This window comes from Frigidibacter oleivorans, from assembly GCF_003993775.1.
Taxonomy (GTDB): domain Bacteria; phylum Pseudomonadota; class Alphaproteobacteria; order Rhodobacterales; family Rhodobacteraceae; genus Frigidibacter; species Frigidibacter oleivorans.
The window spans coordinates 43,799-64,474 of record NZ_RJRZ01000001.1 but is presented as its reverse complement, the minus strand read 5'-3'; the positions used below and the strand labels follow the sequence as shown (position 1 = coordinate 64,474).

19 protein-coding genes are annotated in these 20,676 nt (G+C 69.6%); 11 read left to right on the top strand and 8 right to left on the bottom strand.

Features of this window, described 5'->3' with window-relative positions; genetic code table 11:
• Positions 1-21: 21 nt before the first annotated feature.
• From EEY80_RS00345 to EEY80_RS00330, 4 genes are all read left to right on the top strand, one after another.
• Positions 22-819, top strand: a complete 798-nt coding sequence (locus tag EEY80_RS00345) for a transporter substrate-binding domain-containing protein (protein WP_126974582.1) — start codon at positions 22-24, stop codon at positions 817-819.
• Positions 820-858: 39 nt separating this feature from the next.
• Positions 859-1,662 carry an amino acid ABC transporter permease gene (locus EEY80_RS00340; RefSeq protein WP_126975060.1) on the top strand — a complete coding sequence of 268 codons (804 nt, stop codon included), beginning with the start codon at positions 859-861 and terminating at the stop codon, positions 1,660-1,662.
• 121 nt (positions 1,663-1,783) lie between these two features.
• The gene (parE, locus tag EEY80_RS00335) at positions 1,784-3,739 is read left to right on the top strand and encodes a DNA topoisomerase IV subunit B (protein WP_126974581.1); all 1,956 of its coding nucleotides are present in this window, start codon (positions 1,784-1,786) and stop codon (positions 3,737-3,739) included.
• 88 nt (positions 3,740-3,827) lie between these two features.
• Positions 3,828-4,550 (top strand): gamma-glutamylcyclotransferase, encoded by a 723-nt coding sequence (locus EEY80_RS00330; RefSeq protein ID WP_205749001.1) that lies wholly within the window; start codon positions 3,828-3,830, stop codon positions 4,548-4,550.
• 12 nt (positions 4,551-4,562) lie between these two features.
• On the opposite strand, the gene EEY80_RS00325 is transcribed toward EEY80_RS00330, so the two are convergent.
• The 6 genes from EEY80_RS00325 to EEY80_RS00300 all read right to left on the bottom strand — a co-directional run bounded on the left by EEY80_RS00325 (position 4,563) and on the right by EEY80_RS00300 (position 10,881).
• Positions 4,563-5,243 carry an ABC transporter ATP-binding protein gene (locus tag EEY80_RS00325; protein WP_126974580.1) on the bottom strand — a complete coding sequence of 227 codons (681 nt, stop codon included), beginning with the start codon at positions 5,241-5,243 and terminating at the stop codon, positions 4,563-4,565.
• Positions 5,236-6,540, bottom strand: coding sequence for an ABC transporter permease (locus EEY80_RS00320; protein WP_126974579.1), 1,305 nt, complete (start codon positions 6,538-6,540; stop codon positions 5,236-5,238). The genes EEY80_RS00325 and EEY80_RS00320 overlap by 8 nt, the downstream gene beginning before the upstream one ends.
• 151 nt (positions 6,541-6,691) lie before the next feature.
• Positions 6,692-7,513 carry a gamma-glutamyl-gamma-aminobutyrate hydrolase family protein gene (locus EEY80_RS00315; RefSeq protein WP_164738087.1) on the bottom strand — a complete coding sequence of 274 codons (822 nt, stop codon included), beginning with the start codon at positions 7,511-7,513 and terminating at the stop codon, positions 6,692-6,694.
• Positions 7,514-7,663: 150 nt separating this feature from the next.
• Positions 7,664-8,176 carry a DUF305 domain-containing protein gene (locus EEY80_RS00310; RefSeq protein ID WP_126974577.1) on the bottom strand — a complete coding sequence of 171 codons (513 nt, stop codon included), beginning with the start codon at positions 8,174-8,176 and terminating at the stop codon, positions 7,664-7,666.
• A 120-nt stretch (positions 8,177-8,296) separates the two neighbouring features.
• Positions 8,297-8,722, bottom strand: coding sequence for a GlcG/HbpS family heme-binding protein (locus EEY80_RS00305; protein WP_126974576.1), 426 nt, complete (start codon positions 8,720-8,722; stop codon positions 8,297-8,299).
• The gene (locus tag EEY80_RS00300) at positions 8,719-10,881 is read right to left on the bottom strand and encodes a malate synthase G (RefSeq protein ID WP_126974575.1); all 2,163 of its coding nucleotides are present in this window, start codon (positions 10,879-10,881) and stop codon (positions 8,719-8,721) included. Before EEY80_RS00300 ends, EEY80_RS00305 begins: the two co-directional genes overlap by 4 nt.
• Before the next feature lie 174 nt (positions 10,882-11,055).
• Between EEY80_RS00300 and pepN the strand changes: the two genes are divergently transcribed.
• The 3 genes from pepN to EEY80_RS00285 all read left to right on the top strand — a co-directional run bounded on the left by pepN (position 11,056) and on the right by EEY80_RS00285 (position 15,043).
• Positions 11,056-13,668, top strand: coding sequence for an aminopeptidase N (pepN, locus tag EEY80_RS00295; RefSeq protein WP_126974574.1), 2,613 nt, complete (start codon positions 11,056-11,058; stop codon positions 13,666-13,668).
• 150 nt (positions 13,669-13,818) lie between these two features.
• Complete coding sequence (locus EEY80_RS00290; protein WP_126974573.1) at positions 13,819-14,082, top strand: hypothetical protein; 264 nt, start codon at positions 13,819-13,821, stop codon at positions 14,080-14,082.
• Positions 14,083-14,161: 79 nt separating this feature from the next.
• Positions 14,162-15,043: a lysophospholipid acyltransferase family protein gene (locus tag EEY80_RS00285; protein ID WP_126974572.1), complete on the top strand. Its 882-nt coding sequence runs from the start codon at positions 14,162-14,164 to the stop codon at positions 15,041-15,043.
• Between the two features lie 77 nt (positions 15,044-15,120).
• Here EEY80_RS00285 and EEY80_RS00280 read toward each other — a convergent pair whose 3' ends face one another.
• The gene (locus tag EEY80_RS00280; RefSeq protein ID WP_126975058.1) at positions 15,121-15,687 is read right to left on the bottom strand and encodes a transglycosylase SLT domain-containing protein; all 567 of its coding nucleotides are present in this window, start codon (positions 15,685-15,687) and stop codon (positions 15,121-15,123) included.
• 351 nt (positions 15,688-16,038) lie between these two features.
• On the opposite strand from EEY80_RS00280, the gene gatB reads away from it, so the two are divergent.
• Together gatB and EEY80_RS00270 are read left to right on the top strand one after the other, a co-directional pair.
• Entirely contained in the window at positions 16,039-17,550 is a 1,512-nt protein-coding gene (gene gatB, locus EEY80_RS00275; protein WP_126974571.1) for an Asp-tRNA(Asn)/Glu-tRNA(Gln) amidotransferase subunit GatB, read from the top strand.
• 2 nt (positions 17,551-17,552) lie between these two features.
• Entirely contained in the window at positions 17,553-18,593 is a 1,041-nt protein-coding gene (locus EEY80_RS00270) for a YeiH family protein (RefSeq protein ID WP_126974570.1), read from the top strand.
• Between the two features lie 65 nt (positions 18,594-18,658).
• On the opposite strand, the gene EEY80_RS00265 is transcribed toward EEY80_RS00270, so the two are convergent.
• Complete coding sequence (locus EEY80_RS00265; RefSeq protein WP_126974569.1) at positions 18,659-18,982, bottom strand: hypothetical protein; 324 nt, start codon at positions 18,980-18,982, stop codon at positions 18,659-18,661.
• Positions 18,983-19,262: 280 nt separating this feature from the next.
• On the opposite strand from EEY80_RS00265, the gene EEY80_RS00260 reads away from it, so the two are divergent.
• Together EEY80_RS00260 and trhA are read left to right on the top strand one after the other, a co-directional pair.
• Positions 19,263-19,910: an exopolysaccharide biosynthesis protein gene (locus EEY80_RS00260; RefSeq protein ID WP_126974568.1), complete on the top strand. Its 648-nt coding sequence runs from the start codon at positions 19,263-19,265 to the stop codon at positions 19,908-19,910.
• Between the two features lie 91 nt (positions 19,911-20,001).
• The gene (gene trhA / locus EEY80_RS00255) at positions 20,002-20,670 is read left to right on the top strand and encodes a PAQR family membrane homeostasis protein TrhA (protein ID WP_126975057.1); all 669 of its coding nucleotides are present in this window, start codon (positions 20,002-20,004) and stop codon (positions 20,668-20,670) included.
• The last annotated feature ends 6 nt before the right edge of the window (positions 20,671-20,676 follow it).

The following is a 20,676-nucleotide window of genomic DNA, read 5'->3' as shown; positions in this document are numbered from 1 at the left end:
CCCCGTCCGAGGAGCCCCCAGATGCGCCTGTCCCTGCCCCTTGCCCGCGCCGCCGTCCTTGCCGCCGCCCTGCTGCCCGCCCCGCTCGCCGCCGCCGATCTGCCCGACCTCGGAGGCCGCGCGGTGACGGTGGTGACGGAAAACGCCTATCCGCCGCTGCAATTCGTCGATGCCCAAGGGCAGACCGTGGGCTGGGAATATGACGCGATGGCCGAGATCGCCGAACGGCTGAACATGACCGTGACCTACGAGAATATCAGCTGGGACGCGATGATACAGGCGATTGCCGAGGGCCAGTTCGACATCGGCATGACCGGCATCACCATCCGCGACGACCGCAAGGAGATGGTCGATTTCTCCGCCCCCTACATGCGGTCGCAGATGGTGATGATGGTGCGCGGCGACGAGACGCGCTTCGATGACGCGGCGGGTTTCGCCGCCGACGCCGACCTGCTGATGGCCGCGCAGCCGGGCACCACGCCCTTCTATGTCGGCGTCTACGAGGTGCTGGACGGGAACGAGGCCAATCCCCGCATCAAGCTGTTCGAAACCTTCGGTGCCGGGGTGGCGGCGCTGCGGGCGGGGGATGTCGATCTGGTGCTGACCGACGGCACCTCGGGCGAGGGCTATGTGGCCGCCTCGAATGGCGCGCTGAAGCTGGTGGGCGAGCCGCTGGGGACCGAGGATTTCGGCTTCATCTTCCCCAAGGGCTCGGATCTGGTGGCGCCGGTCGATGCCGCCATTGCCGCGATGCAGGCCGACGGCACGCTGGAGGCGCTGAACCGCAAGTGGTTCCTCGATTACAAGATGGGCCAGTGAGGACGCGGACCCGGTGACGGCCGGACCGCAGGGCACATGATGCCGCGACGGCGCGACCCGGACCGCGACTTTCCGTGGTGGCTGCTGATCCTGGGCGCGACCGGCCTTTGGGCCGGCTGGCAGGTGGCGACCAGCCCGGTCCAGGCCGGGGTGATGGCCGCGCTGCTGCAGGGGGTGCAGATCACGGTCGTCGTTTCGGTGGTGGCCTATCTGGCCGCCGCGGCGCTCGGGCTGGGGCTGGCGGTGATGAGCCTGTCGCGTCATCTGCTGCTGCGGCAGGCGGCGCGGCTGTGGATCGAGGTGATGCGCGGCATCCCGATCCTGGTGCTGCTGCTCTATGTGGCCTTCGTGATCGTGCCGGGCGCGATCGCCGGCTGGAACGCGCTGGCCGAGGCCGCGGGACTGCCGCCTCTGCGCACCCGCGACGTGCCGCTGCTGTGGCGGGCGGTGGCGGCGCTGACGCTGGCCTATTCGGCCTTTCTCGCCGAAATTTTCCGCGCCGGGCTGATGGCGGTGCCGGAGGGGCAGGTGGAGGCGGCGGAAAGCCTTGGCCTCAGCCGGGGGCAGATCTTCCGGCTGATCGTGTTTCCGCAAGGATTCCGGGTGATCCTGCCGCCGCTCGGCAACGACTTTGTCGCAATGGTGAAAGACAGCTCGCTCGTCTCCGTCCTCGGGGTGACGGATGTGACGCAGCTCGGCAAGGTGATCTCTGCCGGGAACTTCCGCTATTTCGAGACCTACAACCTCGTGGCGCTGATCTATCTGACGCTGACTGTCGGCCTGTCGCTGATCCTGCGCCGGATCGAGGCGCGGCTGCGGGCACAGGGCAGCCCGCGCGACTGACTGCGCAAAACCGCGGCAGTCGCGCCAGAATTGGCGGTTCCGGCGCCGCGACCCACGAAAGATTGCGCGTCAGGCCCGGCTGTGTTGTAAGACGGACCCATCACCAGCAAAGAGCGATCCCATGCCCGAAGACCTGCTGTCCGGTCCCTCCGACACCTATGACGCCTCGTCCATCGAGGTGCTCGAGGGGCTGGAACCCGTGCGCAAGCGGCCCGGCATGTATATCGGCGGCACCGACGAACGGGCGCTGCACCACATGGTGGCCGAGATCCTCGACAACGCGATGGACGAGGCGGTGGCGGGCCATGCCAACCGCATCGAGGTCGAGCTGCATGCCGATCATTCGGTGACGGTGCGCGACAATGGCCGCGGCATCCCCGTCGATCCGCATCCGAAATTCCCTGGCAAGTCGGCGCTGGAGGTGATCCTGTGCACGCTGCATGCGGGGGGCAAGTTTTCCAACAAGGCCTATTCCACCTCGGGCGGTCTGAACGGCGTCGGCTCGTCGGTGGTCAACGCCCTGTCCGACCGGATGCGGGTCGAAGTCGCGCGCAACCGCGAACTTTACGCGCAGGATTTCGCCCGCGGCGTGCCGCAGGGGCCGGTGGCGAAGATCGGCCCGGCCCCCAACCGGCGGGGGACCAGCGTCACCTTCCATCCCGACGCGCAGATCTTCGGCTCGCAGCAGCTGAAGCCGGCGCGGCTGTTCAAGATGGTGCGGTCCAAGGCCTACCTGTTCTCGGGCGTCGAAATCCGCTGGCGCTCGGCCGTCGAGGACGGCGAGACGCCGGCCGAGGCCGTGTTTCACTTTCCGAACGGCCTGTCGGATTTTCTGGCGGAAAACCTCGCCGGGCACAGCACCTATGCCGACAAACCCTTCGCCGGCAAGGTCAGCTTCCAGGACAAGTTCGGTGTGCCCGGATCGGTGGAATGGGCGATCAACTGGACGGCGGCGCGGGACGGCTTCATCCAATCCTATTGCAACACCGTGCCCACGCCCGATGGCGGCACGCATGAGGCCGGGTTCTGGGCGGCGATGCTGAAGGGCATCCGCGCCTATGGCGAATTGGTCCGCAACCGCAAGGCCGCCGACATCACCCGCGAGGACATGCTGACCGGCGGCTGCGCGCTGATCTCGATCTTCATCCGCGAACCCTCGTTCGTCGGGCAGACCAAGGACCGGCTGTCGACCGAAGAGGCGGCGAAATGGGTGGAAAGCGCGGTCCGCGACCATTTCGACAATTGGCTCGCCGCCGATACCAGGGCCGCGGGCGCGATCCTCGATTTCCTCGTCCTGCGGGCCGAGGAACGGATGCGCCGCCGGCAGGAGAAGGAGACGGCGCGCAAGTCGGCGACGAAAAAGCTGCGCCTGCCCGGCAAGCTGACCGACTGTTCCGCGAAGAACCGCGAGGGGACGGAGCTGTTCATCGTCGAGGGCGACTCGGCCGGCGGCTCGGCCAAGGGCGCCCGCAACCGCGAGACGCAGGCCCTGCTGCCGCTGAAGGGCAAGATCCTGAACGTGCTGGGCGCGGCCTCGGCCAAGCTGAACGACAATTCCGAGATCCGCGACATCTGCGAGGCGCTGGGCGTCGGCATGGGCACGAAGTTCCGCGTCGACGACCTGCGCTATGACAAGATCATCATCATGACCGATGCCGATGTGGACGGCGCCCATATCGCCAGCCTCCTGATGACCTTTTTCTTCACCCAGATGCGTCCGCTGATCGACAAGGGCCACCTGTTCCTCGCCTGCCCGCCGCTCTACCGGCTGACGCAGGGGTCGCGGCGGCTCTATGTCGGCAGCGATGCCGAGAAAGAGGAATGGCTGGCCAAGGGGCTGGGCGGCAAGGGCAAGATCGACGTGCAGCGGTTCAAGGGCCTGGGCGAGATGGACGCCAAGGACCTGAAGGACACCACGATGGACCCGGCGACGCGCAAGCTGATCCGGGTCAGCATCGACGAGGATGCGCCGGGCGAGACCGGCGATCTGGTGGAGCGGCTGATGGGCAAGAAGCCGGAACTGCGCTTCCAGTACATCCAGGAGAATGCCCGCTTCGTGGAAGAGCTGGACGTCTGAGCCGGCCGCGCTTCGGTGCGCAGGCGCAGGTCCGGCTCTGCATCCGGCAGCGGTTGATCGCGGCGGCGCCGCCGCTTACCTTCGGCCCATGCCCTTCGATCCCGCCCCCGCCGCATCCGCCCGCCGGATGACGCTGACGCCCGAGCTTGTTGCCCGGGCCTTCCGCGAGGTCGAGGATCCCGGCCTGCCGCCGGAATGGACCGCGCTGACCGACGAGGATTTCGCCCGGCTGGCCGATGACTGGCTGGAACGCTCGGGCGGCGGACCCGTGCGCGTCTTCGCCTATGGCTCGCTGATCTGGAACCCCGGCTTCCCCGTCGGCCGCATCACCCGCGGCGTGGCGCATGGCTGGCATCGCAGCTTCTGCCTGCACCTGACCAGCTGGCGCGGCTCGCCGGAATATCCCGGCCTGATGCTCGCGCTGGAAGCGGGCGGATCGGCGGCCGGACTGCTGATGGAGGTCGCGCCGGGCGAGGAACGGGCCGGGATCGAGGCGCTGTTGCGGCGCGAGATCGCGGCGCGCGAACACACGCATATGGTGCGCGTCGTCAGCGTCCGGTCGGAGGGCGAGGCGGTGCCGGCGCTGACTTTCTGGGCCGGTCCGAAGGGCGAGGGCGTGGTCAGCCTGCCGGTCGAGGAACAGGCGCGGCGGCTCGCCACCGCCTGCGGGCATCGCGGATCGGGCGCCGAATACCTCTACAACACCGTCGCCAAGCTGGAAGAGCACGGCATCCACGACCGCAACCTGTGGCAGTTGCAGCACCTGACGGCAGAGGAACTGGTCCGCCGTCACGCCTCTCCTGCCGCCTGACCGGCGGGGCCGTCAGCCGGCAATCCGCCCCTCGTCCATCCGTACCACCCGGTCCATCCGTGCCGCGAGGTCGAGGTTGTGGGTCGCGATCAGCGCCGACATGCCGGTGTCGCGGACCAGTGCCATCAGCGCGTCGAAGACCTGTTCGGCGGTCGCGCCGTCCAGGTTGCCGGTGGGTTCATCCGCCAGCAGCAGCGCCGGGCCGTTGGCCAGCGCCCGGCAGAAGGCCACGCGCTGCTGCTGCCCGCCCGACAGCGCGGCGGGGCGGTGGCCGGCGCGGTCGGCCACGCCGACCCGGCCCAGCAGGTCGCGGGCCCGCGCCTCGGCGGCCTCCCGCGCCACGCCGTTCGCCAGTTGCGGCAGCATGACGTTTTCCAGCGCGGTGAATTCCGGCAGCAGATGGTGGAACTGGTAGACGAAGCCCACCTCGGCCCGCCGCATCGCCGTGCGCGCGCGGTCCCCGGCCTGCCCCATATCCTGCCCGCCGATCGCCACCCGGCCCGCATCGGCGGTGTCAAGCAGCCCGGCGATGTGAAGCAGCGTCGATTTCCCCGCCCCCGAGGGCGCGACCAGCGCCACCGCCTCACCCCGGGCGACGGTCAGGTCCAGCCCGCGCAGCACCCGCACCTCGGACGGCTGGCCGAGGTTGTAGCCCTTTTCCAGCCCCTGCAGTTCCAGCACCGGGTCACTCATAGCGCAGCGCCTCCACCGGGTTCATCCGGGCCGCGCGCCGCGCCGGGAAGATCGTCACCACGAAGGACAGGAACAGGCTCAGCCCCGCGGCGCGGCCCACGTCCCACCATTGCAGCTTGGCGGGCAGGGTATAGATGCCGCGGATCGACGGATCCCAGACCCCGCCGCCGGCCATGTAGTTGACGAAGCTGAAGATCGGGTCGATCCAGATCGCGAAGAGGCAACCGAGCGCCACCCCCGCCGCGGTGCCGATGATGCCGGTAAAGGCCCCGCACAGGAAGAACACCCGCAGTACCGAACCCTCGGTCAGGCCCATGGTCCGCAGGATGCCGATGTCGCGGCCCTTGTTCTTGACCAGCATGATCAGCCCCGAGGTGATGTTCATCGCCGCGATCAGCACGAGGATCGACAGGATGATGAACATCACGTTGTCCTCGACATCCAGCGCGCGCAGGAAGGCGCCGGAACTGTCCCGCCACGTCCAGAGATAGGCACCCGGACCGGCGGCGCGCAGCAGGGGCAGGGTCATCTCCTCCACCGCCTCGGGATCGTCGAGCATCACCTCGATCTCGTCGGCCAGCCCCTCTCGGTTGAAATGGTCCTGCGCCACGGCGAAGGGCAGGTAGATGCGGGTGCGGTCGATGTCATAGCGCCCGGCGGTGAAGACATAGACCACCTCATAGGCGTTCACCCGCGGGCTGGTACCGAAGGCGGTCTTCACGCCGTTGGGCTGGATCAGCCGGATGCGGTCGCCCGGCACCACGCCCAGTTCGCGGGCGAGGCCCGAGCCGATGGCGACCCCCTCGTCGAACCGCGCGATGTCGCCCTCGCTCGCCTCGGGATCGGCGACACGGGGGATGCCCGCCAGATCCTCGGCCCGGATGCCGTAAAGATCGCCGGCCGAGGCGCGGTCGCCGAGGCTGACCATCACCTGCCCGCGGATCAGCGGCGCGGTGCGGGTGACGCCCGGCACCTCGGCCAGCCGGGCCGCCAGCGCGTCGTAATCCTCGATGGTGCGGATGGTGGCGCCGGTCTCGGTGATCCGCGGTTCGGGATAGACCGTCACATGCGCGTTGGCGCCGAGGATCGTGTCGACGAATTCGGCGCGGAATCCTGCGCGCACCGCCAGCGTGGCGATCAGCGCGAAGACGGCGAGGGTGACGCCGATCAGGCTGATCCAGGTCATCACGCTGACCCCGCCTTCGGCGCGGCGCGCCCGCAGATAGCGCCAGGCGATGGCGAATTCGAAGGGCGCGAAGGGCGCGGTGCGGCCGGGTCTGCGTCCGGTGGTGCTCATGGGGCTTCTCGCAAGGGGCGCCGTGCCCGGATGGGTCGGCGGCGGGTCGGCGCGCACCGTGTCGGCAGGGCGGGCAAAGGTCAAGCCGGCCGCCGCGGCGATCACGGCAGACTGAAGCCGACCGCGCGCTCTCCTGCGCCCCGTCGGGCGTTCAGGCCGACCGCCGCGCCGGGACGGCGCCCGCCTTCGCCGCGGCCCAGGCCCGGACGGCATCGCCGAAGGCCGCGAACAGCGGCCGCGACACCGGATCGTTGGCCGCGTTCCATTCCGGGTGCCACTGCACCGACAGGGTAAAGCCGGGCGCGCCCTCGACATAGGCGGCCTCGGGCGTGCCGTCGGGGGCCAGCCCGTCGATGACGATGCGCTGGCCGGGGTGCTTGATGCCTTGTCCATGCAGCGAATTGGTCATCACCTCGGTCGCCCCGAAGACGCGGTGGAAGGGGCCGCCCTCGGTCACCGTCACCTTGTGGCGCAGGGCGAACTTCTCCTCCACGGTGCCGTCCGGCGGCATCCGGTGGTTCATCCGGCCCGGCAGGTCGCGGATTTCCGGCCAGAGCGTGCCGCCCATCGCCACGTTCACCTCCTGAAAGCCGCGGCAGACGCCGAGGAAGGGCTGCCCCCGCTCGACGCAGGCGCGGATCAGGGGCAGGGTGATGGCGTCGCGCGCCCGGTCGAAGGCGCCATGGGCGGGCGTCTCGTCCTCGCCATATTCGCTGGGATGCACGTTCGGGCGGCCGCCGGTCAGCAGGAAGCCGTCGCAGACCTCCAGCAGTTCGGGCACCGAGACCAGCCGCGGGTCCGCCGGGATCACCAGCGGCAGGCAGCCCGCGACCTCGGCCACGGCGAGGCTGTTCATCGTGCCGCCGCTATGCGCGGGATAGGTGTCGTTGATCAGCACCGAATTGCCGATGATGCCGACGACAGGTCGATCGGTGGCCCGATCGGAGGGGTGTTCCCCGCACGGACGCGTCATGGCCGGTCCTTTCTGCTGCATATGTGAGACAACATATGCCGCCCGCGCGACGACGGAAAGCGCCGGCTCGCACAGATCGCGTGCGGGCGCGGCCGGGGGCAGCGCCTGGGGCGCGGTGGGCGATGCGGCACCGTGCTGCCGCCTCCGCGGTCAGCGGCCGGTTCGCAGCGCGGCGTGATCGGCCGCCGGCGCATCGCCGTCGAGCGCCGCGATCAGCGATTGCATCTGCGCGATCTCCGCCTCGCGCCGCGCCACGATCCCGTCGCACAGCGCAATCACCTGCGGGTCCTGCAGGCGCGCGCGGTTGCAGACGAGGATCGCGCTCGACTGGCTGCGGATCATCGTGGCCAGCGCCGCGCGGTCGCCCGTCAGGATCTGGCTGCGCAGCAGGCCCAGCAGTCCCGCCGCCGCGACCAGCGCCAGCGCCACCACCCGCAGGTTGCCGCGCGCGGTGGGCTGGGGCCGCAGCAGCGCCCAGAAGACAGCGACCCCCGCCACCGCCATCGTCAGGGCAAGGCAGATCCGGTTGGGGTCGAGCCGGGCGAGGCCGGCATCGGGCACCAGCGCATAGCCCAGCAGGAACAGGCTGATCGCGTTCACGGCCGCCGCCGCAGTCAGGCGGCGGATCTGCGCGACGTTCCGGCCTTGCGGAAGGTAGGGCATCGTGCTCCTTTCCCCGGCCCGGGTCGCCCGCGACGGGGCACTGCGGGCCGGCTGTTGGCACGGCGGGTCGGGTCATCGGGCCTCGGTCGCCGGATCGGGTTGCCAGTTCAGGTCTCCCGATCAGGTCTCCGGCTCGAACCCCGCCGCGCGGATACCCGCGGCGGCCGCCGCGGCATCGTTGTCCGAGGTGTCGCCGGTCACGCCCACCGCGCCGATCACCGCCCCCGCCGCATCGCGGACGAGGACGCCCCCCGGCACCGGCAGCACCTGCCCGCCGAAGACACCGTTCACCGCCGCCATGAAATAGGCCTGCGCCTCGGCCCGCGCCATCTGCGCGGACCCGCCCATGCCCAGCATCACCGCGCCATAGGCCTTGGCGCGGGCGATCTCGAACCGGCCGGGGCTGGCCCCGTCGCCGCGGTCGAACGACAGCACATGCCCGCCCGCGTCCAGCACCACCGCCGACAGCGGCTTCCACCCGTGGTCGCGCCCGTGGTCCAGCGCGGTGGCGATGATGGTGCGGGCCGCCTCCAGCGTCAGGGTCATGCCATCTCTCCCTTCGCCTGTTGCCGGCGGGCGTGCAGCACCGGCTCGGTATAGCCCGAGGGCTGCACCGTCCCGAGGAAGACCAGGTCGCAGGCCGCCTGGAAGGCGCGGCCGGTGAAGCCCGGCGCCATCGGGCGATAGGCGGGGTCGCCCGCGTTCTGCCGGTCCACCACCGCGGCCATCTTGCGCAGCGCGTCCATCACCTGCTGCTGGCTGACCACGCCGTGATGCAGCCAGTTGGCCAGCGCCTGCGCGCTGATCCGGCAGGTGGCGCGGTCCTCCATCAGCCCGACATCGTGGATGTCCGGCACCTTGGAACAGCCCACGCCCTGATCGACCCAGCGGACGACATAGCCAAGGATGCCCTGGCAGTTGTTCTCGATCTCGGCGCGGATCTCCTCCTCGGAATAGTTGCGCCCGCTGGCCAGCGGCAGGGTCAGCAGATCGTCCAGCCGCGCGGGCCGCCGCTGCGCCGCGATCTCGTCCTGCCGGGCGAAGACATCGACCTGATGGTAATGCGTCGCGTGCAGCACGGCAGCGGTGGGCGAGGGCACCCAGGCACAGTTCGCCCCCGCCTGCGGATGGCCGATCTTCTGGTCCAGCATCGCGGCCATCAGGTCGGGCGCCGCCCACATCCCCTTGCCGATCTGGGCGCGGCCCTGCAGTCCGCAGGCCAGCCCGATATCGACGTTGCGATCCTCATAGGCGGAAATCCAGGGCTGGGTCTTCATCTCGCCCTTCCGCACCATCGGCCCGGCTTCCATGCCGGTATGGATCTCGTCCCCGGTGCGGTCGAGGAAGCCGGTATTGATGAAGGCCACCCGGTCCTTCGCGGCGCGGATGCATTCCTTCAGGTTGACCGAGGTGCGCCGCTCTTCGTCCATGATGCCCAGCTTCACCGTGTTGCGCGGCAGGCCCAGCACCTGTTCGACGCGGGTGAAGATCTCGTCGGCGAAGGCCACTTCCTCGGGCCCGTGCATCTTGGGCTTCACCACATAGACCGACCCGGTGACGGAATTGCGCGGGCCGTCCGTCTTGTTCAGGTCGTGCATCGCGATCATCGTGGTCAGCATCGCGTCCATCAGCCCCTCGCCCGCCTCGTTGCCGTCGCGGTCGAGGATGGCGGGCGTGGTCATCAGATGGCCCACGTTGCGCACCAGCATCAGCGCGCGGCATTTCAGCGTCAGGGTCGATCCGTCCGGCGCGACATAGTCGAAATCCGGGTTCAGGCGGCGGGTCATCGTCTCGCCGCCCTTGCGGAAGGTCTCGGTCAGGTCGCCCTTCATCAGGCCCAGCCAGTTGGAATAGGCCAGCACCTTGTCCTCGGCATCGACACAGGCGACCGAATCCTCGCAATCCATGATGGAGGACAGCGCCGCCTCCAGCCAGATGTCGGAAATGCCGGCCGGGTCGCTGGCGCCGATCTGGCTGTCGCGGTCGATCAGGATCTCGACATGCAGGCCGTTGTTCTTCAGCAGCACCTGCCCCGGCGCGGCCGGATCGCCGGCATGGCCCGCGAATTGCGACGGATCGGCCAGCGCGGTCTGCCCGCTGCCGGTGGTCACCGCCAGCGCGCCCTCCGACACCGTCAGCGCGACCGCATCCGCCCAGGATCCGGCGGCCAGCGGCGCGGTGCGGTCGAGGAAGGCCTTGGCCCAGGCGATCACCCGCCCGCCGCGTTCGGCGTCATAACCCTTGCCCTGCGGCAGATCGCCAAGCGCGTCGGTGCCGTAGAGCGCGTCATAGAGGCTGCCCCAGCGGGCATTGGCGGCGTTCAGCGCATAGCGGGCATTGGTGATGGGCACCACCAGCTGCGGTCCGGCGATCTGTGCGATCTCGGGATCGGTGTTCCGGGTGTCGATGGTGAAATCCGGACCTTCGGGCAGCAGATAGCCGATCTCTTCCAGGAAGGCGCGGTAGGCCGCCGGATCGTGGCCCGAGGCGCGGCGGGCGCTGTGCCAGCCGTCGATCTGCTTCTGCAGCGCGTCGCGGCGATCCAGCAGCGCGCGGTTCCTGGGCCCGAGGTCGTGGATCAGCGCGGACAGGCCCTGCCAGAACGTGTCCGCCGCAATGCCCGTGCCGGGCAGCGCCGCGGTCTCGACGAACTCCGCCAGCCGCAGATCGACCTGCAGCCCGTAGCGATCCACGCGATCCGTCATCCGTTCCTCCTGTCCCCGGGATATCCCGCACACAGCTAGGCGGAGGCGTCCGGCGATGCAACCGTGCCGTGGCCCGCCGGCGGAGGGCGGCGCGCGGGCGCCCGCCCGCTGGGCAGTTGAACCCGCCCGTGCCGCTGCCTAGGCTTCGGGGATGCCTCAGCCGCAGGAAGTGCCATGACCCCCCCCGACCATGCCGACCCCGCCGCCGCCACCCACTCCCCCGACGACGATGCACCCCGCGCCGTGCATCTGGCGGATTACCGCCCCTGTCCCTTCCGGCTCGACGCGGTCGAACTGACCTTCCGGCTGGCGCTCCGGACCACACGGGTGCTGTCGCGGCTGCACTTCGTGCCGGTCGAGGGTCCGGCGCAGGATCTGGTGTTGCACGGTGAAGGGCTGCGGCCCGTCCGCTGTGCCATCGACGGGGTGGAGCTGACCGGGGCCGCGTTGCAGGTGGCGGACGGCCTGCTGACGGTGCCCGCCGCGCGCCTGCCCGCCGGCCCCTTCCTGTGGGAGGCCGAGGTCGAGATCGCGCCCGAGGACAATACCGCGCTGGAAGGCCTCTACATGTCGGGCGGCATCTACTGCACCCAGTGCGAGGCCGAGGGCTTCCGCAAGATCACCTTCTATCCGGACAGGCCCGACGTGATGGCGCCGTTCCGGGTGCGGATCGAAAGCGACATGCCGGTGCTTCTGTCGAACGGCAATCCGGCGGGGCAGGGGCCGGGCTGGGCCGAATGGCACGATCCCTGGCCGAAGCCCGCCTATCTGTTTGCGCTGGTGGCGGGCGATCTGGTGGCGGTGCGCGACCGTTTCACCACCCGGTCGGGGCGCGAGGTGGCGCTGGCGATCTGGGTGCGGGCGGGCGACGAGGACCGCTGCACCTTCGCCATGGACGCGCTGAAACGGTCGATGCGGTGGGACGAACAGGTCTATGGCCGCGAATACGACCTCGACGTGTTCAACATCGTCGCCGTGGACGATTTCAACATGGGCGCGATGGAGAACAAGGGGCTGAACATCTTCAACTCCAAGCTCGTCCTGGCCAGCCGCGACACCGCCACGGATGCGGATTTCGAACGGATCGAGCGGGTGATCGCGCATGAATATTTCCACAACTGGACCGGCAACCGCATCACCTGCCGCGACTGGTTCCAGCTGTGCCTGAAAGAGGGGCTGACCGTCTTCCGCGACCAGCAGTTCATGTGCGACATGCGCTCGGCCCCGGTGAAGCGCATCGAGGATGTGCTGGTGCTGCGCGCCCGCCAGTTCCGCGAGGATATGGGGCCGCTCGCCCATCCGGTCCGGCCCGACAGCTTTGTCGAGATCAACAACTTCTACACCGCCACCGTTTATGAGAAGGGCGCCGAGCTGATCGGGATGCTGCGCAGCCTCGTCGGACCCGATGCCTATGCCCGCGCGCTCGACCTCTATTTCGACCGGCATGACGGGCAGGCGGCGACGATCGAGGACTGGCTGCAGGTCTTCGAGGATGCGACGGGACGCGACCTGACCCAGTTCAAGCGCTGGTACACCGATGCGGGCACGCCGCGCCTGTCGGTGACCGACGACTGGCAGGACGGCACCTATACCCTGACCTTCGCGCAGACGACGCCCCCCACGCCCGGACAGCCCGACAAGCCGCCGCGCGTGATCCCGATCGCCCTGGGCCTGTTGAACCCCAATGGCGACGAGGTGCTGCCGACCACGGTGCTGGAGATGACGGAGGCCAGGCAGATCTTCCGCTTCGAGGGGCTGGCGGCGCGGCCGATCCCCTCGATCCTGCGGGGCCTGTCGGCGCCCGTGGTGCTGGACCGGCAGGCGCCGGCCGGCGAACGTGCCTTCCTGCTGGCCCATGACACCGACCCCGTGAACCGGTGGGAGGCCGGGCGTGCCCTGGCGAAGGACGCGCTGGCGCGGATGGTGGCCGAAGGCGTCGACCCGCCCACCGACCTGCTGGCGGGGCTGGAGGCGGTGCTGCGCGACGACGGGCTCGACCCCGCCTTCCGGGCGCTGTGCCTGCGGCTGCCGTCGGAGGATGACATCGCCCAGACGCTGCACGATGCCGGCCGGGTGCCGGACCCCGACGCGATCCACGCCGCGCGTCGCCGGCTGGCCCTGGCGCTGGCGACGCGGCTGGCCCCGGTCCTGCCCGCGATCCACGAGCAGATGGACAGCCCCGGTCCGTTCTCGCCCGATGCGGCCTCGGCCGGGCGGCGGGCGCTGCGGCTGGCCTGCCTGGGGCTGATGACCCGGCTCGACGGCGGCGCGCGGGCGGCGCAGGTCTTCGCCCAGGCCGACAACATGACCGAAAGCCTGGGCGCGCTGGCCTGCCTGCTGGATGCCGGGCGCGGGGCCGAGGAACTGGCCGCCTTCCACGCCCGCTGGCGCGGCAACCGGCTGGTGATCGACAAGTGGTTCGCGGTGCAGGTGCTGCATGCCGCGCCCGACCGGCTGGCCGGGGTGGCGACGGCCCTGACCGCGCATCCGGATTTCGACTGGAAGAACCCGAACCGCTTCCGCTCGGTCATGGGGGCCCTGCCCGAGAATCATGCGGGCTTCCATCATGCCTCGGGCGCGGCCTATGGGCTGCTGGCGGACTGGCTGATCCGGCTCGACGCGGTGAACCCGCAGACGGCGGCGCGGATGAGCACGGCCTTCGAGACGTGGCGGCGCTATGACGCCGACCGGCAGGCGGGGGCGCGGGCGGCGCTGGAGCGGATCGCCGCGAAACCGGGCCTCAGCCGCGATCTGGCAGAGATGGTAGGGCGAATCCTCGGCGGCTGAGCGGCGAGGATGGTGCGAAAACGGCCGCCGGGGCGCCCCGGCGTCCCTGCCGCGGCGCCGGTGGGCCGTTGCGGGCGGCACTGTTTCCGGAAAATGGGCGGAATCGTGGCGTGCCACAATTGAGACACATTTTCCGCCATGATCCGGCCCATGACCAAAGCCATTTCCGATGACGCAGGGGTTTTCACCTTCGACGTGGCGACACGTCGGCGCGCTGCCAAGTCGCGCCAATACCTCTTGCTGTGGGCGGCGCTGGTTATTTTTGCCTGCGCCGCCCGCAGCGGCCTCTGGCCGGTGGCGGTGCTGGCCGCGGTCGCCGCGGCGGCACAGATCCGCGCCCTGACCGGGCGTCTGGCCGCGGATCTTGCGCTCCTCGCCGTCTGCGGCGAAGATACGGCAGCGGGCCGCCGATAACAGCCGGCCACGCCCCGCCCACTGGCGCACGGAACTCCGGTGTCATATTCCTGTTGTGACGCTGTGTTGGGAGTGCAGCATGCAGGACAAAGTCGACCCGCTTATCGCCGAACGCGCACCCTGGCTGTTCACCGGGAGGCCGCATCATACGCTGGCCAAGCATGCGCTGACCCGGCTTCTCGGCTATCAGAAGACGCTGGCCATCGGCACGGTGGTCGAGCATGAGCCGACCGAGCGGATCATGGCGACGGTCGCGCAGATCATCGCGCGCGACGTGCAGGTCAGCGGGCTGGACAACATTCCTCGCAACGGGCCGGCGATGGTGGTCGCGAACCATCCCACGGGGATCGCCGATGGCGTCATCCTGTGGTCGGTGCTGCAGGCGATCCGCCCGGACCTGTATATCTACGCCAATTCCGACATCCTGCGCATCCTGCCGCAGATGGAAAGCCTGATCCTGCCCGTCGAATGGCGGCTGGAAAAGCGCACGCTCGCCAAGACGCGCGAGACGATGGCCCTGACCCGCACCGCGATCGAGCGGGGGCGGCTGGGGGTGATCTTCCCCTCGGGCCGGCTGGCCAAGCGCCGGGGCCTGCGGCTGTATGAGCGCGAATGGATGCCCTCGGCAGCGATGATCGCCCGCAAGTTCGACATCCCGGTGATTCCGCTGAACATCCGCGCCCGCAACTCGGCGCTGTTCTACCTGTTCGACCTGATCCACCCGACGCTGCGCGACATCACCCTGTTCCACGAGACGCTGAACAAGGCGCGCCAGCCCTACCGGATCACCGTGGGCCGGCCGATCCCGGCCGAGCGGTTGCCCGAAACCTCGGCCGAGGGGATCGAGATGCTGAAGGCCGAAACCCTGGCGCTCGGCGAACGCAACGGCCCCGGCATCTCGATGATCGACGCCACGCGCAAGCTGTTGCCGAAACGCCGGGCGGTCATCGCGCGGGGGTGACCGCAACCGCCGCGCGCTGCAAGGATACGAAAAAGGGGCCCGCGGGCCCCTTTGCTGTTCCGATGTGCGGCCTCTGGTCAGGCCTTGCTGCCCTTCGGCCGGCAATAGGGCTGCGCGCGGGTCCAGGCCGCCATTTCGGCCACCTTCGAGGACGAGCGCATCGGCGCCCAGTCCCGGGCCAGACCTTCCCAGCCGGGCTGGCCGTTCGACACGATGGCCCGGTCGCGCCCGACCTGCCGCGCGGCGATCTTCACCGCGCATTCCAGGTTTTCCGCGCCGTCCTTCAGCGCCGCCGCGGTCGTGGCATCGCAGTTGTAGGCCCGCGCCGTGCCGGGGGCAATCTGCAGCAGGCCCAGCCACTTGCCGCCGCCGCCCGAGGCCGCGGGGTTCCAGGTGCTTTCATGCTTGGCCAGTGCCGAGAAGAGGCCCGACCAGAAGGCCTGCCGTTCCTCCAGCCCCGCCTCGACATAGCCGGGGCAGAAGGTGTCGATATCGGCGGGCACCGTGGTCGCCAGAACCGCACCGTCCGTGTCCAGCGCCGCAAGCGTCGATTGCGTCCAGTGCAGCGCCTCGGGGCGGTGATCCCACCGCATCGCGGGGGTGACGGCATCGCCGTCGCCGGGTTGCACGCAGGCGGCGAGCATGGCCACGCCGCAGATGGTAAGGACGCGGCGAAGCGCGGGCGAGTGACGGAAAGCGAAGCTGTTCATTGGTCCCGATCGAAGGCACCGGACCCCTCATGCCCGGCGCCGGGCCTTCTGCCTGACGCCGCACCCGCACACAATTCGCGCCTTTCCGCCTAGGCGGGACCCTGCCGGAACGGGCCGGGGGCGGCGAGATTTCGCCGATTCGCGAAAATTCGCCGCAGCCGGGGAAACCGGGCGTCAAGGTCCGGTGCGAAGGGCCGGGCAGGGCGCCGCCCTTGCCCCCCAAGGGCCATCGCCGTAAGAGAAGACGTTGCCCGGATACGCCGGGACCAGCTGCACGAGGCACGGATGCTCGACCTGACCTTCACCCCGCCCGCCCCCAAGGTAATCGCCGGCGCCAAGGCCGACTGGGAACTGGTGATCGGGATGGAGATCCATGCGCAGGTCGCCTCGAACGCCAAGCTGTTCTCGGGCGCGTCCACCACCTTCGGCGCGGAACCGAACGCGAATGTCGCCTTCGTCGATGCCGCGATGCCGGGGATGCTGCCGGTCATCAACGAATTCTGCGTGGCGCAGGCGGTGCGCACCGGGCTGGGGCTGAAGGCCGCGATCAACCTGCGCTCGGCCTTCGACCGCAAGAACTATTTCTACCCCGACCTGCCGCAGGGCTATCAGATCAGCCAGCTGTATCACCCCATCGTCGGCGAGGGCGAGGTGATCGTCGAGATGTCGCCCGGCGTTGCCCGGCGCGTGCGGATCGAACGCATTCATCTGGAACAGGATGCGGGCAAGTCGATCCACGACATGGACCCGTCGATGTCCTTCGTCGATTTCAACCGCACCGGCGTCGCGCTGATGGAGATCGTCAGCCGCCCCGACCTGCGCGGCCCCGAGGAGGCGGCGGCCTATGTCGCCAAGCTGCGGCAGATCCTGCGCTATCTGGGGACCTGCGACGGCAACATGCAGAACGGCAACCTGCGCGCCGACGTGAACGTCTCGGTCTGCCGTCCCGGCGCCTATGAACGCTTCATCGAGACCGGCGATTTCGGCCATCTGGGCACGCGCTGCGAGATCAAGAACATGAACTCGCTGCGCTTCATCCAGGCCGCCATCGACTATGAGGCCCGTCGCCAGATCGCGATCCTGGAGGATGGCGGCGCCATCGTGCAGGAAACCCGGCTTTACGATCCGGACCGGGGCGAGACCCGCTCGATGCGGTCGAAGGAAGAGGCGCACGACTACCGCTATTTCCCCGATCCCGACCTCCTGCCGCTGGAGATCGAGCAAGAGTGGGTCGATGACATCGCCGCCTCGATGCCGGAACTGCCCGATGCCCGCAAGGCGCGCTACATGGCCGATTTCGGCCTGACCGATTATGACGCCTCGGTGCTGACCGCCGAGAAGGAGAATGCCGCCTTCTTCGAGGCGGTGGCCGAGGGCCGCGACGGCAAGATCGCCGCGAACTGGGTCATCAACGAACTGTTCGGGCGGCTGAACCGCGAGGGTCTGGCGATCGGCGACAGCCCGGTGACGGCGGGCCAGCTGGGCGGGATGCTCGACCTGCTGGCCGGGGGCGAGATCACCGGCAAGATGGCCAAGGACCTGTTCGAGATCCTGTGGACCGAGGGCGGCGACCCGGCCGAGGTGGCGGCCGCGCGGGGCATGAAGGCCGTGACCGATACCGGTGCCATCGAGACGGCGCTGGACGAGCTGATCGCCGCCAACCCGGCGCAGGTGGAAAAGGCCAAGGTCAATGCCAAGCTCGCGGGCTGGTTCACCGGGCAGGTGCTGAAGGCCACCGGCGGCAAGGCCGATCCGGCGGTCGTCAACGCGATGGTGTCGCGGAAGCTGGGGCTGTAGGCATGGCCGGGCGCGCGGGTTCCGGCGCGCCGACCGCCGCCGGGACGGCGCGTGCGCTGTTCCCCGGGCTCGCGGTCTGCGGGCTGGTCGCGATCACCGCGCAGTTCCTGTCCGAACATTACGGCGCGCCGGCGATGCTGATGGCGCTGCTGCTGGGGCTTGCGCTCAATTTCCTTGCCGAGGCCGGCACCCGCACCGCGCCGGGGGTCGAGGTCGCGGGCCGCGTGGTGTTGCGCCTGGGCGTGGCGCTGCTGGGGGCGCGGGTCTCGGCGCAGATGCTGGCGGATCTGGGCGGGCCGATGATCGCGCTGATCGCGGGCGGTGTGGCGGCGACGGTGGGCTTCGGGCTGGTGGCGGCGCGGGTCATCGGCCGCGGCTGGCGGCTGGCGCTGCTGACCGGCGGGGCGGTGGCGATCTGCGGCGCCTCTGCCGCAATGGCGATTGCCGCCGTGCTGCCGAAGACCGCGGCGTCAGAGCGCAACCTCGCCTTTACCGTGATGTCGGTCACCGTGCTGTCGACGGTGGCGATGGTCGCCTACCCGCCGCTGGCGGCGCTGGTGGGCATGACGCCGCGCGAATCCGGGGTGTTTCTGGGGGGAACGATCCATGACGTGGCGCAGGTGGTCGGCGCGGGCTTTTCCGTCAGCCCCGAGGTGGGCGAGACGGCAACGCTGGTCAAGTTGATCCGCGTGTCGATGCTGGCGCCGGTGGTCCTGGCCCTGTCGCTCGGGCTGCGGGTCGCGGGTCTTGCGGGACAGGGCGCCGCCGGCGGGACGGGCGAGGCGCCGCCGCTGCTGCCGGGCTTCGTTCTGGCCTTCCTGCTGCTGGCCGTCGCGAATTCGCTGGGCCTGATTCCGTCGGCCGTCGCCCATGCCGCCGAGATGCTGAGCCGGTGGTCGTTGCTGGTGGCGATCGCGGGCGTCGGCATCAAGACCTCGCTCGCGCGGATGCTGGACGTAGGTGGCGGCGCGGTGGCGCTGGTTCTGGCCGAGACGCTGTTCCTTGCCGTCTTCGTCACGCTCGGCGTGCATCTGCTGGGCTGAGGGTGCCGCCGGTCCGGGGCGGCCGGGTCTAGCCGCGCCCCGCACCGGCGGTCGACCTCCGGCCGTCAGTCGGACAGGGTATAGGAGGCCATCTCGCAGATGTCGCCGCTGTCCTCCAGCACCGAGCCATCCTCGAACTCGAACCTCAGGTCATAGTCGCATTGGCTGCGGCCATCGGCGACGACGACCTGGATCTCGTATCCGGGCGGCAGGTATCCGCCTTCGAAGACGTTCTCCTCCCACGAGTCGACGCCGACCGGCGAGGTGTAGAAGGCTAGCAGGTTCGACGACGATTGGTTGATGATGTGAAAGTCCAGATCCTCCGCCTGGGCGGTGCCGACCGCCAGGAAGGTGCCGGCCAAGGCCAGCGACAGAAGCCTGCGCTTCATGAAGTCCCCCAAAAACTGCACGCAGCGACCGGAATGGCCGCGCCGGATGACATTGTGCCTCGCCCTGTGCAAGGCAAACCGGATAAGGTACGAAAAGCGTAACGCATTCAATCTTGATAATGTCTTTCGCCCCGCGATGCGCAACCGCCGGATGCGCCGAAGATGTGGGCGCGATGCGAAGGGCGATCTGCTTGCCTCGCCGCGACGCGGCATGCGAAGATGCCCGCGTCCCGCCGGCCGGATGTCTGGCCGCGGGGACGGGCAGAAGGTGACGATCCCCATGCAAGACGGCGCACCCCGCTTCGCGGATACCGAACAGTCCTTCTCGGCGGCCCTGCGCGACACGATCGGCCGGATCGAGGGCGACAGCATCACCCTGCGCGGCCTGATCGCGCAGATCGGCGAACAGGGGCTGCTGCTTTTGTGCGGCATCGCCTCGCTGCCCTTCCTGATCCCGGTGTCGATCCCGGGCGTCTCCACCGTGTTCGGCCTTGCCATCGTGCTGGCGGCGGTGGCGATCACGCTGAACCGGATGCCCTGGCTGCCGCGACGGGTGCTGGACCGCGAGATGCCGGCCGACAAGCTGCGCGGCGCGCTGGAACGCGGTGCGCGACTGGCGGGCCGGGTCGAGGGCTGGGTGAAGCCGCGGCTCGGCGGGCTGACGGACGGGCCGGTGATGCCGCGCGTGAACGGGCTGATGCTGATGCTGGCCGGCATCCTGCTGATGGCGCCCCTGGGCTTCGTTCCCTTCTCGAACACGCTGCCGGGCGTGGCTGTGCTGCTGCTGTCTCTGGGCATGATGCAGCGCGACGGGCTGACGGTGCTGGCGGGCTGGGCCTTCAACGGGCTGACCATCGCCTATTTCGGGGTGCTGGCCTGGCTCGCGCTGGTGGCGGGGCAGGGCATCGGCGCATCGCTCGGCGGCTGACCTGCCCGGAATGTCGGCACTCGCGCCGCTGTGAGCGGCCTGCGGCAGCACGGCCGTTTCCAGAAGCCGCCTTGTGGACTACCTTGGGGACATGACCCTGACGCGCATCCTTCGCCCCGCCTACAGCCGCGCCGAACGCCTGAGCGACGCCATCGTGCATGTGTCCGGCCTGACCGCCGCCGCCATGGCGGTGCCGGTGCTGATCGCACTGACCATCGTGCTGCGCGGCGACGTGACCGCAGTGGTGGCGACCACGATCTACGGCGTCACGCTGATCGGGATGATCCTGTGTTCCGCGCTCTACCACATGGTGCCCTTCGCCGCGTGGAAGGGGGTCCTGCGCCGGCTGGACCATTCGGCGATCTACTGCAAGATCGCGGGCACCTACACGCCCTTCACGCTGCTCAGCGGGCAGGGCTACCTGCTGGCGGGGCTGTGGGGGGCGGCGCTGGCCGGGACGGGGCTGAAGCTGGTCTCGCCGCAGCGGTTCCGCTGGGCCGCGCTGGCGCTGTACCTCTGCATGGGCTGGGCGGGGCTCGTCGCCGGCTGGGGCATGCTGGCCGCGCTGCCGGTGGCGGTGCTGGCGCTGATCGTGGCGGGCGGCATCGTCTATACGGTCGGGGTGATCTTCTACCTCTACGAGGCGATGCCCTTCCACAACACGATCTGGCATGTCTTCGTGCTGACCGCGAGCGTGATCTTCTACGTCGCGGTCGCGATCTTCGTGCTGGGGACGCAGGGGCAGGTGGATCTGGTCTGATCCGAC